Genomic DNA, 14,950 nt, shown 5'->3' on the forward strand with positions numbered 1-14,950 from the left:
AAAGAAGAATGGAAGATAATATTTTTGACAAAGTCCACGAAGTGGATCTGGAAAAAACGATGAAGGAATCTTACATCGACTATGCCATGAGTGTTATCGCCTCACGAGCCTTGCCTGATGTAAGAGACGGTCTGAAGCCGGTACAGCGCCGAGTTCTGTACTCTATGATCGAGCTGAATAATGGTCCTGACAAGCCACACAGAAAATGTGCGCGTATTGTCGGTGATACCATGGGTAAATATCATCCGCATGGTGACAGTTCCATCTATGGTGCGCTGGTTAATATGGCTCAGGAATGGTCCACAAGATATCCGCTGGTTGATGGACATGGAAACTTTGGTTCTGTGGATGGTGACGGTGCGGCTGCCATGCGATATACAGAGGCACGTCTCAGCAAGATATCCATGGAGATGCTTGCTGACATCAACAAGGATACGGTTGATTTTCAGCCGAACTTTGATGAGACAGAGCGTGAACCGGTTGTGCTTCCGGCACGTTTTCCGAACCTTTTGGTAAACGGTACTACAGGTATTGCGGTAGGTATGGCAACCAATATTCCGCCGCATAACCTTCGTGAAACTATCAATGCAGTTGTTAAGATCATTGACAACATTGTGGAAGAAGACAGAGAAACAGCTATGGAGGAGCTTCTTGAGATCGTAAAGGGACCAGACTTCCCTACAGGAGCGACCATCCTCGGAACGAGAGGCATCGAGGAAGCTTACCGTACCGGACGTGGCAAGATCCGTGTCCGTGCGGTGACAAATATCGAAACTTTGCCAAACGGTAAATCTCGTATCGTAGTTACCGAGCTTCCGTACCTTGTAAACAAGGCACGTCTGATCGAGAAGATCGCAGAGCTTGTCCGTGATAAAAAGATCGATGGGATCACAGACCTGAACGACCATTCCAGCCGTGAGGGTATGCGAATCTGTATTGATCTTCGCAAGGATGCCAATGCCAACGTGATCCTGAATCTGCTCTACAAGCATACACAGCTGCAGGATACTTTTGGTGTGATCATGCTTTCTCTTGTTCCGAATCATGGAAGCATGGAACCGAAGGTTCTGAATCTGAAAGAGATGCTGGAGTACTATCTGGAGCATCAGGAGAATGTAGTTCGCAGAAGAACACAGTATGATCTTAATAAGGCACAGGAGAGAGCCCATATTTTGGAGGGTCTTCTGAAGGCACTTGATAATATTGACGAAGTGATCCGCATCATCCGCGGTTCCCGCAACGTACAGATCGCCAAGCAGGAGCTGATCGACCGTTTTGAGCTGACAGATGTGCAGGCACAGGCAATCGTGGATATGCGTCTCCGTGCACTGACAGGTCTGGAAAGAGAGAAGCTGGAGGCTGAGTATGCAGAGCTTATGGAGAAGATCCGCAAGTTCCAGGCAATCCTTGCTGACCGCAAGCTCCTTCTCAGGGTGATTCGTGAGGAGATTCTTGCCATTGCAGAGAAATACGGCGATGACAGAAAGACTTCCATCGGATACGATGTATATGATATCTCTACAGAGGATCTGATTCCGAGAGAAAATACAGTGATCGCAATGACAAAGCTTGGTTATATCAAGCGTATGACCGTTGACAACTTCCGCAGCCAGAACCGTGGCGGCAGAGGAATCAAGGGTATGCAGACTATTGAGGATGACTATATCGAAGAGCTTCTGATGACGACAACGCACCATTACCTCATGTTCTTTACTAATACAGGACGTGTATACAGACTGAAGGCATATGAGATCCCGGAGGCCGGTCGTACAGCCAGAGGAACTGCAATCATCAATCTTCTGCAGCTTGCACCGGGAGAAAAGATCACAGCTGTGATCCCGCTTCGTAAATATGAAGAGGGTCACTATCTGATGATGGCCACCAAGAAAGGTCTTGTGAAGAAAACTCCGATCAAGGATTACGAGAATGTCCGTAAGACAGGTCTTACAGCAATCGTTCTCCGTGATGATGACGAGCTGATAGAGGTTAAGGCTACTGATAATAACAAGGATATTATTCTTGTGACCAGGGACGGACAGTGTATCCGCTTTAAGGAAACGGATGTCCGCAGCACAGGCCGTGCGTCCATGGGAGTAAGAGGTATGAATCTTACTGACGGTGATGAAGTTGTTGCCATGCAGCTGAACACCCAGGGAGATTATCTGCTTGTAGCTTCTGAGAACGGAATGGGCAAACGTACAGCCATGAGTGAGTTTGCTGTCCAGAACCGTGGCGGTAAGGGTGTGAAGTGCTACAAGATCACCGAGAAGACCGGAAATGTTGTCGGCGCCAAGGCTGTCAACGAAGAGAACGAGATTATGATGATCACTACAGAGGGTATCATTATCCGTCTGCAGTGTGCGGATATCTCTGTCCTTGGAAGGATCACCTCCGGTGTGAAGATGATCAATCTTACAGAGGGTGTAACCGTTGCAAGTATCGCCAAGGTAAGAGATAAAGATCCGGAAGCAGATACAAATGCCGAAAAAGCTGACGGAGAAACCGGCGATAACGAAGAAGGCTCTGCAGAGGAAGCTGTCACAGGCAGTGAAGAAGAATAAGGTCGAGGATAAGTCATGACGACGACAAAGAAAAAACGCAGAAAAAAATCTGTAAAGAAGCTGAAATACTCTAATAAAAAACTGAATTTTGTCCACATTGCGACACTGGCGGGGATCATTTTGATCCTGCTGGTGATCGTTCTGGCGGCCAGGGGCTGCGGAAAGATCAGCCACAGAACTCCGGAGGGAGTTGTGGAAGGCTACATCAAAGCGGCAGCAGCAGGCAAGAATAAAAAGATGCAGAGCTGTTACAGTGCGGATAAGCTATCGGATGAGGCGAAAACAGAGATTTCCTCCACGATAAAATATTTCCAGGCCCATGGAGTAAAGGATGTAAATATCGACAGCTGTGGCTCCATTTCTGAAAACAAAAATTATTCTTATGTTTATATCCGCTATAATCTTGTTCTGGAGAACGAGCAGGAATATCCATGTATCAGTACCTATCTTGTAAAGGTCCAGGACAAAAAGTATTATCTGTATGCGCCTTCTGAGATTTCAGATAAGATCAGCCAACAGGCTGCCCAAGACTATCAGAAATTTATGACTACGAAAACCTATACAGATTATACAAAAGCTTATGAGGTTTTTCTGAAAAAGAATCCGGGATACGAGGATAAGATCGCAGGGAAACTGAACGGATAAAGCAGAGGCGGGAGGATGTAAGAATGAAGCGGATTTTACTGATGGTGCTCAGAAATATAGTCTTTGTTCCTTACTGGTGGATCAAACTTTGCTGGTATGCAGCGCATACAGATGATTATCCGGAAGAGAAGAAATACGCATTCCTGAGACAGGTAGATGAGCGTGCCATTGAAGGCGGAAATATCCATATTGATGTGCATGGAGCTGAAAATATCCCAAGAGAAAAGGGGTTTATGTTTTTTCCGAATCACCAGGGTCTGTTTGATGTGCTGGCGATCATCCGGGCCTGCCCGGTTCCTTTTTCGGTAGTTGCAAAGAAGGAAGTTGGAGAGATTCCTTTTCTGAAGCAGGTTTTTGCCTGTATGAAGGCCTTTATCATTGACAGGGAAGACCTGAAGCAGTCCATGCAGGTTATTGTCAATGTAATACGGGAAGTGAAGGCTGGTCGTAATTATCTGATCTTTCCGGAGGGAACCAGAAGTAAAAACGGAAATCATCCGGGACCGTTTAAGGGCGGCAGCTTCAAGACTGCTACCAAGACGAAATGCCCGATCGTTCCGGTTGCACTGATCGATTCCTTTAAGGCTTTTGATACAGGTTCTACAGAGAGGATCACCGTACAGGTGCATATCCTTCCTCCGATGTATTATGAGGAATACAAAGATATGCATACCACAGAGATCGCAGAAGAAGTGAAGAGACGGATCGAAAAGGTGATCGAAGAGAATATCTGATAAAAACAGAAAATACTCCGATGATGTTCAAATAAAAACATCATCGGAGTATTTTTTACTTTTGAAATGTATATATTGCACAAAAACGAAACGCTTTATTTGTGAATTGTCAAACGTATACAACCGAAAAGTTTGATGGTAACATATAAGCATCTGTTGAAAATGACCAAAAAATATAAAAGAGGACTACAAAATGAAAAAAGAAGAATACCTTTCTCTGATCGATGAGGTGATCGCACAGGGACCATACACGGATACCTGGGATTCTCTTTGTGAGCATCCTGTACCGAAGTGGTATGCAAGAGATAAATTCGGAATTTTTATCCACTGGGGTGTTTACAGTGTTCCGGCATTCGGAAACGAATGGTATCCCAGAAATATGTATGTGAAAGGCTCTAAGGAGAACCTGCATCATACAGAGAAATACGGAACTCTGGATAAATTCGGCTACAAGGATTTTATTCCTCAGTTTAAGGCTGAGAAGTTTGATCCGAAGGAATGGGCGGCATTATTTAAAGAGGCGGGGGCGAAGTTCGTAGTTCCGGTAGCGGAGCATCACGATGGATTTCAGATGTATGCCAGTGACCTTTGTCGCTGGAACGCCGCTGAGATGGGACCAAAGAGAGATATTCTCGGAGAACTGAAGACAGAGGTTGAGAAAGAGGGAATGGTTCTCGGTGCTTCTTCTCACAGAGCAGAGCATTACTGGTTCTTTAACGGAGGTCGTCAGATTCCGGAGGCTGATGTCAATGATCCGGAATATGCGGATCTTTATGGGCCGGCAGCAGGAATTACCAGAGATATGACTGATATTTATGACAATCCCCCGACGGAGGAGCATATGCAGGATTGGCTTGTCCGCACCTGCGAGATCGTAGATAAATATCAGCCATCCATCGTATATTTTGACTGGTGGATACAGCAGTATGCATGGAAACCGTATCTTCGTAAATTTGCAGCATATTATTACAACCGTTCTGCACAGTGGGGAAAAGAAACAGCCATTGATGCCAAATTTGACGCATATGTTTACGGCAGCGCAGTCAATGATCTGGAAAGAGGGCAGTTAGACCATATCACACCGGATCTGTGGCAGAATGATACTTCTGTAGCCAAGAATTCCTGGGGTTATACCATTGGAAATGATTATAAGAAGCCTTCCGATGTAGTGCTGGATCTGATCGATGTAGTCAGCAAAAATGGTGCACTTCTTCTTAATATCGGACCGAAGCCGGATGGAACAATTCCGGAAGAGGATGCATATATCCTGAGAGAAATGGGAAAATGGCTGAAGGTAAACGGAGAGGCAATATACGGAACCAGATACTGGAAGATATTCGGAGAGGGACCGACGGTAGTTCCGGAGGGACATTTCACGGATACCTATGATAAGAACTTTACTTCTGAGGATATCCGTTTTACAAGTAAGAGCAATCATATTTATGCGACTGTTCTGCACTGGCCGGAGGATGGAGAAATCCATATCAAAGCTCTTGGCAATGATATGAAGCTTTTGAAATCCACGATCCGGGATATTGAGATCCTCGGAACAGATCTGCATCCGGCATTTGCGAGAAATAAAGAACTGGATATTTCCTGCGGAAGAGGGGTTATTGAGGCGGGTGATATGCCAGTGGTATTGAAGATCACAGTAGAATAGCTGTTGGGGGAAGCAAGTAAATTATAATGTCCTTTTTAAAGGACAGAAAGGATAAGGTATTTAAATTATGGGAGATGTAAGATTCACAGGAAACTGGAACTCTGTAAATGCACACACAGTTCCAAAATGGTATGATGATTGTAAATTTGGAATTTTTATCCACTGGGGAATTTATTCCGTGCCGGCTTTTGCACCGCATACATGGGAACTGGGAGAGGTTGATTCCAAGGAATGGTTTGCGGATAATCCGTATGCAGAATGGTATTACAATTCTCTGAACATTGGAAAAGGCCCTACATATAAGCATCATATAGAAAAATACGGAAAAGATTTCAAATATGAAGATTTTATTCCTATGTGGAAAGCTGAAAACTGGGATCCAAAGCAGTGGGCAGAGATCTTCAAAGAAGCAGGTGCGGAGTATGTTGTTCTGACAACCAAGCATCATGACGGATTCTGCCTGTTCCCAAGTAAATATACACATTTCAATTCCGTAGAAATGGGACCGAAGAGAAATATCACCGGTGAGCTGACAGAAGCTGTCCGTGACGCAGGAATCCGTATGGGCCTGTATTATTCCGGACTGATCGACTGGCAGTATGCAAACGATCCTATTTTTGAGGATGATGATCTGTTTGGAACAGCCAGCCCGACATTTGCATATGCAGATTATTCCTATAATCAGATGAAAGAGCTTGTAGATGATTATGCACCGAGTGTGTTCTGGAATGATATCGGATGGCCGACACAGAGTGAAGAGATGATGCCGTATTTCTTAGCACATTATTACAATAAGGTTCCGGAAGGTGTGGTAAATGACCGTTTCAACGGACGTTATCACGATTTCCTTACTAAGGAATATAAATCCGGTTCTGTAAACAGAAATGAGAAATGGGAGATGTGCCGTGGAATGGGCTTATCCTTCGGTTATAATGCCAACGAAGGCGATGACAAGCTGATCTCTGTTCCGGATCTGATCTCACTTCTTGTCGGAACAGTGGCAAATAACGGAAATCTTCTCCTGAACATCGGACCGAAGGCAGACGGAACTATCCCGGAGGAGCAGGTAAGAAGACTGAAGATCCTGGGTGCATGGCTGAAGGTAAACCATGACGGTATTTACGGAACACGCTGCAGTGACCGTGAATCTGAGCTGCTTGAGAATGGAATCGAGCTTCATTATACACAGAAAGACGGAAATCTGAATGTGTTTGCAGATCATCTTAAGGAAGGCGCAAATGAATTCCTGATCAAAGGCTACCACGGAGCGCTGAGACCATTTGATCCGGCAGTGAAGGTAGAAACTGAAGATACTGCAGAGGGACTTCTTGTGAAAATCCCGGAATATAAAGAAGATATGTATGTGGTTGGATTAACCAACAGATTCTAAATGATGAACATGAGGACCGGATGTATGCTGGTCCTTTTGTTGCTGCATGGGAGAAGATCGTGGATATCCGATCGATTCTCAGGGAGGGAGCTTTTATGTTTGGGAAAAAAATCGCAATACTGTTATCAACGGCAATGATCCTGACAGGGTCCTGTGTATCTTCTGTGGCTGTACATGCACAGACCGGTTATGCGGCTGAATATGCACAGGAAGCATCGGCAGCAGGCGTGCAGAGCACTGCAAAGCTTGTTGCGAAGGGCTCCTGCGGAAGTAAAGCTGTTTACCGGTTGTACTCCAATGGAAACCTGCAGATACAGGGAAAAGGGGAGGTTAAGGTTACCGATAATTTTTCATACAGATCAGCAATGATAAAAACAGTAACCGTTGCATCTGGGATCACGGGAATCGGTGACAGAACCTTTTCAGGCTGCAGAAATATGAAGAGGATTTCGTTGCCGGGAACTTTGCGGAGTATTGGGGTAAGAGCATTTGGAGATACTGCGATCACCAGGATCAAGCTTCCTGATGGACTGAAAAGCATTGGTGCATATGCTTTTTACCAGAGTAAGCTTACGAGTCTGGATGTACCGAAAACTGTAACAAAAATTGATGAATATGCTTTCAGTTACTGTAACAGTCTGGAATCTGTCAGCATTCCGGGAAGTGTGAAAATATTACCGGAATCGTTATTTGAGGCGGATATGAAGCTGAAAAAGGTTACGCTTGGACCGGGTGTTTCCAGGATAGAAAGAGCGGCCTTTCGGCATTGCGGTTTGACAGGAGTAAGTTTTCCGGACAGTGTCACGGTTATTGGTGAAGGTGCGTTTTCTTTTTGTGCAGATCTCAGAAAGGTGTCGTTGCCGAAGAAGCTTACAGAGATCGGGAACGGTGCATTTAATAATTGTCGAAAACTGGGGAATATTACAGTACCTGCCAGTGTGAAAAAGATCAGAAGCCATGCTTTTTATGATTGCCTGGCTATGAAAAAGATTACGATCCTCAACAGTAAAACAGTGATAGAAAAAGAAGCGATCGGCTATAATTTCAATAGTGGAAAAAATAAAACTTTTGTCATTGCCGGAAAAAAGAGTTCTACTGCTCAGACTTATGCAAAGAAAAATGGGTTCCGTTTTTTGAACAATACTGCCGCAGTAAGGACCGCAAAGATGACCGGCGTGCCCAAAACAAAAACCATACTTCGTGGAAAAACATACACGATCCAGGCAGTGACCGTGCCGTATTACAGCGACGAGAAGATTCTTTTCCGTTCCTCGGATCGCAGGATCGCTACGGTAAATTCCAAAGGTGTTGTAAAGGGAATCCGAAAAGGGACGGCCGTGATCACCGTGCAGAGCGGAGCGAAAAAACTGAACTGTAAGGTAACGGTGAAGTAACGATGAAGCAGGCGTACGTAAAATCGCCATAACAGTGAAAGAATACAAAAGAAAATAAAAACAGAAGCCCGGCAGATGAAACATGGAGATTTTTCACATGTGCAGCTGCCGGGTTTTTATAGTAGAAAAAATGTTAAAAAATGTCTGTAAACAGACAAAATATGACAAAAATATTCTAAACAAAGCTTGATTAAATGTGATGGGAAATTTATAATTTTATTATAAATGTGAATTTGAAAATGGGGGAAATCTATGAAGAAAAAGAATATTGCATGGCTGCTGTCTGCGGCTATGATCCTGACAACAGCGGCGGCTCCGGTGGAGACAGTGTCTGTGTATGCGGCTGAGGAATTTCAGGCAGATGAAACAGAAGTAGCAGGAACAGAAAACGGAGATACAGCGACAGAGACAACAGCGGAAATTGCAGTAGATGCAGCGGAAAATGAAACTGCAGGAGCGGATGAAAGTGAGGAAACTGTCGCTGCAGCGTCAGACGCAGAAGGCGAGGAAGAAATTGAAAGTGAAGTATCCGATGAGAATGCGCAGGCTGACGATACCAGTAATCTGGAGATGTTTGACGACAGTGCAGAGGAACTGAATGTAGAGACAGAAGCAGACAGCTCTGAGAATGTAGAACTGGAAGCAGAAGTGGAAAATGGTTTTTCAGATGGAGAAGCTGTGATAGCTGGTGCGGGCGACAGTTCGGAAGTTGTTGACAGTGGAAGCTGTGGAAGTAATGCTACTTATAAGCTGTATGGGGATGGACGGCTTGTGATTGAAGGTAGTGGTGTGGCATTTTCCTGGCAGTTTAGAAATGATGAAAGGATTAAAAGCATAGAAATTGGAGAAGGAATTACTTCTCTTAATTGTGGGTCATGGGATGGTATATTTCAGGATTGTAAGAATTTAACCAGTGTTACATTACCAAAAAGTTTAACAAGTTTGGGAAATTATACATTTTCAGGTTGTAGTAATTTAAGTACAATTATATTGTCGGAAAACCTGACAAGTATTGGAGAATGCGCATTCAGCAATTGCGATAGTTTAAGCAGTATTAATATTCCTAAGAGTGTGTCAACAATAGAAAGAGAGACATTTTATGGATGCAGCAATCTGAAAGATGTTGTATTAAAGGATGGAGTAACGACTATAGGTGAAGGTGCATTTCAGTATTGCAGCAGTCTGAGCAATATTAATATTCCTAAAAGTGTAACATCAATAAAACAGAGAGCATTTAGCCAATGTGGAAAGCTGAATAATATTGTATTACCGGAGGGACTTACAACTATTGAAGAAAGTATGTTCTATAATTGCAATAGTCTGAGCAGTATTAATATTCCCAACAGTGTGACATCAATTGGAAAGGCTGCGTTTGAGAACTGCAGCAGCTTAAGCAATATTGTTTTGCCGGATAGCCTGACAACTTTAGGAGAGAACGCATTTGGAAATTGTGAGAAGCTCAGCAATGTAACACTTTCCAAAAATCTGAAAAGTATAGAAGCGAATACTTTTTATAATTGCAGTAGCCTAACAGCTATTGAAATTCCGGATAATCTGACAGATATAGGAACAGGAGTATTTTCCGGTTGTTCAGATTTGAGAAGTGTTAAACTTCCATACGGACTTAAACGTATAAATAATTCTATGTTTTCAGGGTGCGGAAGATTGAACAGTATTGTAATTCCAGACGGTGTCACAGAAATTGGAGAAGCGGCTTTTTCAGGCTGTGGAAGACTGACGGAAATTAATCTGCCAGCTGGAATGACAACGATTGAAGCTGGCGCATTTAGGAACACTGGGGTAACAGAGTTCAAATTACCAAATGGTCTGAAAACAATCGGAGACAGTGCATTTTCAAGTGGTCAATACAGTACGATGATAGTTCCGGGATCCGTAACAGATATAGGAAAATATGCATTTGCAAGTAATGACAATTTAAAAACAGTTGAACTTCCGGACAGTATCACCGAAATCAAAGACGGTACATTTGATGATGATGACAATCTTGAAAGCATAAAATTCCCGAAGAATCTGAAAACAATTGGAGAGCATGCATTTACCTGGTGTCGTAGCATTAAGAGTCTAGAACTTCCAGATAGTGTAACAGAAATTGGGGAATATGCATTTTCAATCTGTTATGGTCTCGAAGCAATTCATTTATCAAAAGGACTGACAAGTGTTGTATATGGTACATTTGTAGACTGCAGTAAACTTAAAGACATCACCATCCCAGAAAATGTAACCAAGATTGACACCGATGCATTTAAAGGCTGCCAGGCGCTCAGAAGTGTTTACATTCCAGGAAATTCTGTAAAAATCGAGAAACGTGCGATCGGCTACAATTCAGATACTGAGAAGAACAGTACACTTGTGATCATAGGCCATAAAGGTTCCACAGCCGAAACCTATGCAGCAGGAGAAAGCTTTGCCTTCCATAATGTTGCAGATCCGTTAACACATTATGCAAGTGTTGAGCCAACCTGTATAAACGAGGGAAATATCGAATACTGGCATTGTAATGTATGTGGAAAAGATTTCAGTAATGAGGCAGGAACTGTAGTTTCCGGTGAGACCAAAATCGAGAAGCTTGAACATAAATTTACCTGGGTTGACTGGAAAGAAGCAACCTGTACCGAAGATGGAAACAGGGAGTACTGGCACTGTGAATCTTGTGGAAAAAATTATGATGATCCATACGATGGTAATGAATTAGAATCTGTAGTATATCCTGCAACAGGCCATGAACTGGAATTAGTTCCGGGATTAGCTGCCAATTGCTGGAACTCAGGCAGACGTGAATACTATCAGTGCATGAAATGCGGAAAGTGTTTTCTGGACAAAGAGGCAAAAAAGGAGATTTTTGATCCGAATGATGAGTTGATTACTCCTATACTGGGGCATGAATGGTCAGAATGGAAATTGCGGGAGATTGCAACAGGTGCTCATGGATACCAGATTGGAAAAAGCTACCCGATAGATGCATCAGAGGCTTATCAGAATGAGAGAACTTGTAAGCGGTGCGGACAGATAGAATTTGGAGAAATTCTGACTTATACGGTCCATGTTAATGTAGATCAGATTACCCTGAAATATGGCCAGTCCACAACTGCAGTCCGTGCTTCCGGTTTTACAAAAGGAGATTATGTAAAGAGTGTAACAGCAAGAAATAAGAATCTTGTAACAGTGTCCAATGTCAGCAAAAATGGTACATTCAAACTTACTGCAAAAAACAAATCCGGAAAAACGTATGTGGATATTAATTTAAAAAGTGGAGTATCAGTTGCTGTAATGATAACCGTTCAGAAAGGCAAGGTATCTACCCGCTACATCACCAACCTGAAATCCACCCGCATCTACAAAGGAAAAACAGTAACTCTGAAACCAGTTCTTGACCCGATCACAAGTCAGGATAAGGTTACATACAGCACTTCCAACAAGAACATCGCAACTGTAAATTCCAAAGGTGTTGTCACAGGAAAACAGGTAGGCACTGCCAAGATCACAGTAAAAGCCGGAAGCAAAAAATCAGTTGTTACCATCAAGGTAATGCCAAAAGTCAAAACAACAAAACTCACCGGTGTACCAAAAACAAAGACCGTGAACAGAGGAAAAACCTTCACCATCAAAGCCGTTGCAACACCAAGAAATACCGATGAGAAGGTCACTTACAGATCATCTAACAGAAAGATCGCAACGGTCACATCCAAAGGTGTTGTAAAAGGCATCAAAAAAGGAACTGCAACCATTACCGTTCAGAGTGGTTCCAAAAAACTGACCTGTAAGGTAACGGTTAAATAATTCAAAGGATATTAGTAATCAGCATTTGTTATTTACTCATAGTTACATCTTATATGTTTGAGCACGCAAAACAGACTGGAACTTGATAAGAATATATATCAGGTTCTCAGTCTGTTTTTATATATTGCAGGCAAAAAAAGAACACGTTTTCACAAAATAAGATTGACTTTTTTCAAAACTCTCATTATCATATAAAGCATATTTAATTACTATGAAATAAGGAATGATAAAAAGTTCTGTTACACTGATGATGCTGAGTTACACAGATGACGTTGAGCAGCTTACAGGACTGGCAGCGGGCAAATTTTTTTTCAGAGGGAGGGGACGGGTACATGTCCATCAAGAAGATCGCAGAAAAGGCAGGGGTTTCACCGGCGACGGTTTCCAGAGTTTTGAATAATCCCAATTATAAATGTTCTGTTTCCGGACTCAGGGATAAGATATGGAAAACAGCTATCGAGATGAATTATGTGCCCAACGAGGCGGCCCGGAATCTGAAAAAAGGCGTTTCCGCAAAGCAGGAGAAAACCTGGTACATCAATATCCTGATGACAAGAACCGATTCTTCCACGACCGATCCGTTTTTTGCAGAGCTGCTTCGGGTGATCGAAAGTGAGATCCATGATAAAAACTGCATTCTTTCCAAAGTATGGTATATGTCTGTGTTTTCCGATGACCGGAAGTGCCGAAGAGAGAATCTGGACCGGTTGATCGACGGAATGTATGACGAGGTGGACGAGAAAAGGGATGGTCTGATCATTATCGGCAGATGTAATAAAGAGGCTTTGAAGAAGCTGAATAAGAAGTATAAGAGTGTGGTATCGGTGAACCGGAATTCTACCAATTATGAAGTGGATGAGGTCCTTTGTGATGGGAAAAAGATCGCAGCAGCGGCGGTGGAATATCTGATCTCCCTGGGTCACAAAAATATCGGATATGTTGGCCAGTGCCACAGCGAAGACCGGTATAACGGATATCTGGAAACACTGAAAAAGCATGATCTGGATGTGATACCTGAATATGTTATCGAAACAAAGCAGACTGAGGCCGAGGGTTATGAAGCTATGGAAAAGTTTTTTCAGTCGGACGACATGCCGACCGGAATTTACTGTGCCAATGATATTTCGGCGATCGGAATGCTGAAGTGCCTGAATAAATTTCGGAACCGGTATTATATGCCTTCGATCATATCCAGTGATGATATCCAGGAGGCACAGTTTACCAGGCCGATGCTGACAACGATGAGCCTGCCTAAGAAAGATATGGGAAAATTTGCATTATACCTGCTGCTGGACCGGCTGAAGGGCGGGCATTCCGGTATTGTGCGAATGGAGCTGGAAGGCAGACTGATGATACGGAACAGCTGCAGCAGTGTGGAGGACAGTATGTGGAGCGATTATTGTATATGAGGATTGCGGATACGCAGATATAATGACAGACAGGATGCGGTTGCGCTATGGCCAGAATATTTTCTGTGAAAACGTTTTCAAATATTCATATTTAATTAATGGGAATAATATGGTTTAATGTATTCAATTCAAATAAAAAAATTACAGAACCACAGTAAACGGAAAGAACAGGTATGATTTGACAGTGAAATGAAGCATTTACATTGTTGGGAAAAAGATTTCTAAATAAAAATGTGGTTGTAAAGGAGTACACAGATCATGAAAAGAAAACGCATCGCAGGTGTCTGCATCACACTGGCAGCAGTGGTACTGGCAGGAACTTTTGCAGTATCGGGAAACAATACAAAGGATAAAAATCACGTGGAGATCATCAATGTATCCTATGATCCGACCAGAGAATTTTATGAAGCATATAATAAGATTTTTTCAAAATATTGGAAAGAGAAAACAGGTCAGAGTGTGGATGTGATCCAGTCTCATGGCGGTTCCGGAAAGCAGGCTCTAGAGATTTCCAATGGACTTCCTGCAGATGTGGCGACACTTGCGCTGGAATATGATATCGATGCGATCCGGAATGCCGGTCTGATCGACAAGGGATGGATTGATGAATATCCGGATGACAGTGCTCCTTATACTTCCACCATTGTATTTCTTGTTCGGAAGGGAAATCCGAAGAATATCCAAGACTGGGATGATCTGACAAAGGATGGTGTGGGGGTGATCACTCCCAATCCGAAAACATCCGGTGGCGCCCGCTGGAATTACATGGCAGCATGGGCTTATGCCAATGAGAAATATAACGGCAATGAGACAGAGATGAAAGCCTTTATCAAGAAGCTTTACAAAAATGTCCTGGTTCTGGATTCCGGAGCAAGAGGGGCCACAACCTCTTTCGTGGAAAACGGGCAGGGTGATGTGCTGATCGCCTGGGAAAATGAAGCGTTTCTTTCTGTAAGGGATAATCCGGATGATTACGAGATCGTAACGCCGGGCATCAGTATCCTGGCACAGCCATCCGTTGCTGTTGTAGATGAAAATGTGAAAAAGCATGATAATGCAGAAGCTGCGAAAGCATATCTGAAATATCTGTATTCCGATGAAGCTCAGGAGCTGATCGCTGAGAATTACTACAGACCGGTTGATCAGACGATCCTGAAAAAGCATGCAGATACTTTTAACCTGAAAGTGAAGCTGACCACGATCAAAGATTTCGGCGGCTGGGATGCAGTTCAGAAAAAGCATTTCGCAGACGGCGGAGTGTTTGATGAGATCTATGAAGAGTAGAAGAGTCAGAGATTTGCAGCAGCTCAGAGATTTGTAGAAGAGTCTGAGGTTTTGTAACAGATCAGAGATTTGCAG

Annotated in this window: 9 protein-coding genes; all 9 read left to right on the top strand. The window is 43.2% G+C overall.

Annotation, left to right across the window (positions count from 1 at the left end; all coding sequences use genetic code 11):
* Window positions 1-8 precede the first annotated feature (8 nt).
* The 9 genes from gyrA (at window position 9) to DWX61_RS13390 (ending at window position 14,875) form a co-directional block, all read left to right on the top strand.
* Window positions 9-2,561, top strand: a complete 2,553-nt coding sequence (gene gyrA, locus DWX61_RS13350) for a DNA gyrase subunit A (RefSeq protein ID WP_118625749.1) — start codon at window positions 9-11, stop codon at window positions 2,559-2,561.
* A 15-nt stretch (window positions 2,562-2,576) separates the two neighbouring features.
* Complete coding sequence (locus DWX61_RS13355; RefSeq protein WP_243101222.1) at window positions 2,577-3,206, top strand: hypothetical protein; 630 nt, start codon at window positions 2,577-2,579, stop codon at window positions 3,204-3,206.
* A 23-nt stretch (window positions 3,207-3,229) separates the two neighbouring features.
* Window positions 3,230-3,940 carry a lysophospholipid acyltransferase family protein gene (locus tag DWX61_RS13360; protein ID WP_118625751.1) on the top strand — a complete coding sequence of 237 codons (711 nt, stop codon included), beginning with the start codon at window positions 3,230-3,232 and terminating at the stop codon, window positions 3,938-3,940.
* Between the two features lie 193 nt (window positions 3,941-4,133).
* Entirely contained in the window at window positions 4,134-5,600 is a 1,467-nt protein-coding gene (locus DWX61_RS13365) for an alpha-L-fucosidase (RefSeq protein WP_118625753.1), read from the top strand.
* A 67-nt stretch (window positions 5,601-5,667) separates the two neighbouring features.
* Window positions 5,668-6,990 carry an alpha-L-fucosidase gene (locus DWX61_RS13370; RefSeq protein WP_118368789.1) on the top strand — a complete coding sequence of 441 codons (1,323 nt, stop codon included), beginning with the start codon at window positions 5,668-5,670 and terminating at the stop codon, window positions 6,988-6,990.
* A 95-nt stretch (window positions 6,991-7,085) separates the two neighbouring features.
* Window positions 7,086-8,384, top strand: a complete 1,299-nt coding sequence (locus DWX61_RS13375) for a leucine-rich repeat protein (protein ID WP_182434005.1) — start codon at window positions 7,086-7,088, stop codon at window positions 8,382-8,384.
* A gap of 252 nt (window positions 8,385-8,636) precedes the next feature.
* Window positions 8,637-12,182 (top strand): leucine-rich repeat protein, encoded by a 3,546-nt coding sequence (locus DWX61_RS13380; RefSeq protein WP_118625757.1) that lies wholly within the window; start codon window positions 8,637-8,639, stop codon window positions 12,180-12,182.
* A gap of 332 nt (window positions 12,183-12,514) precedes the next feature.
* Window positions 12,515-13,591 (top strand): LacI family DNA-binding transcriptional regulator, encoded by a 1,077-nt coding sequence (locus DWX61_RS13385; RefSeq protein WP_118625759.1) that lies wholly within the window; start codon window positions 12,515-12,517, stop codon window positions 13,589-13,591.
* Window positions 13,592-13,849: 258 nt separating this feature from the next.
* Window positions 13,850-14,875: a sulfate ABC transporter substrate-binding protein gene (locus DWX61_RS13390; RefSeq protein ID WP_243101221.1), complete on the top strand. Its 1,026-nt coding sequence runs from the start codon at window positions 13,850-13,852 to the stop codon at window positions 14,873-14,875.
* The last annotated feature ends 75 nt before the right edge of the window (window positions 14,876-14,950 follow it).

Source organism: Ruminococcus sp. AF20-12LB (assembly GCF_003478985.1).
GTDB lineage: Bacteria > Bacillota > Clostridia > Lachnospirales > Lachnospiraceae > Blautia_A.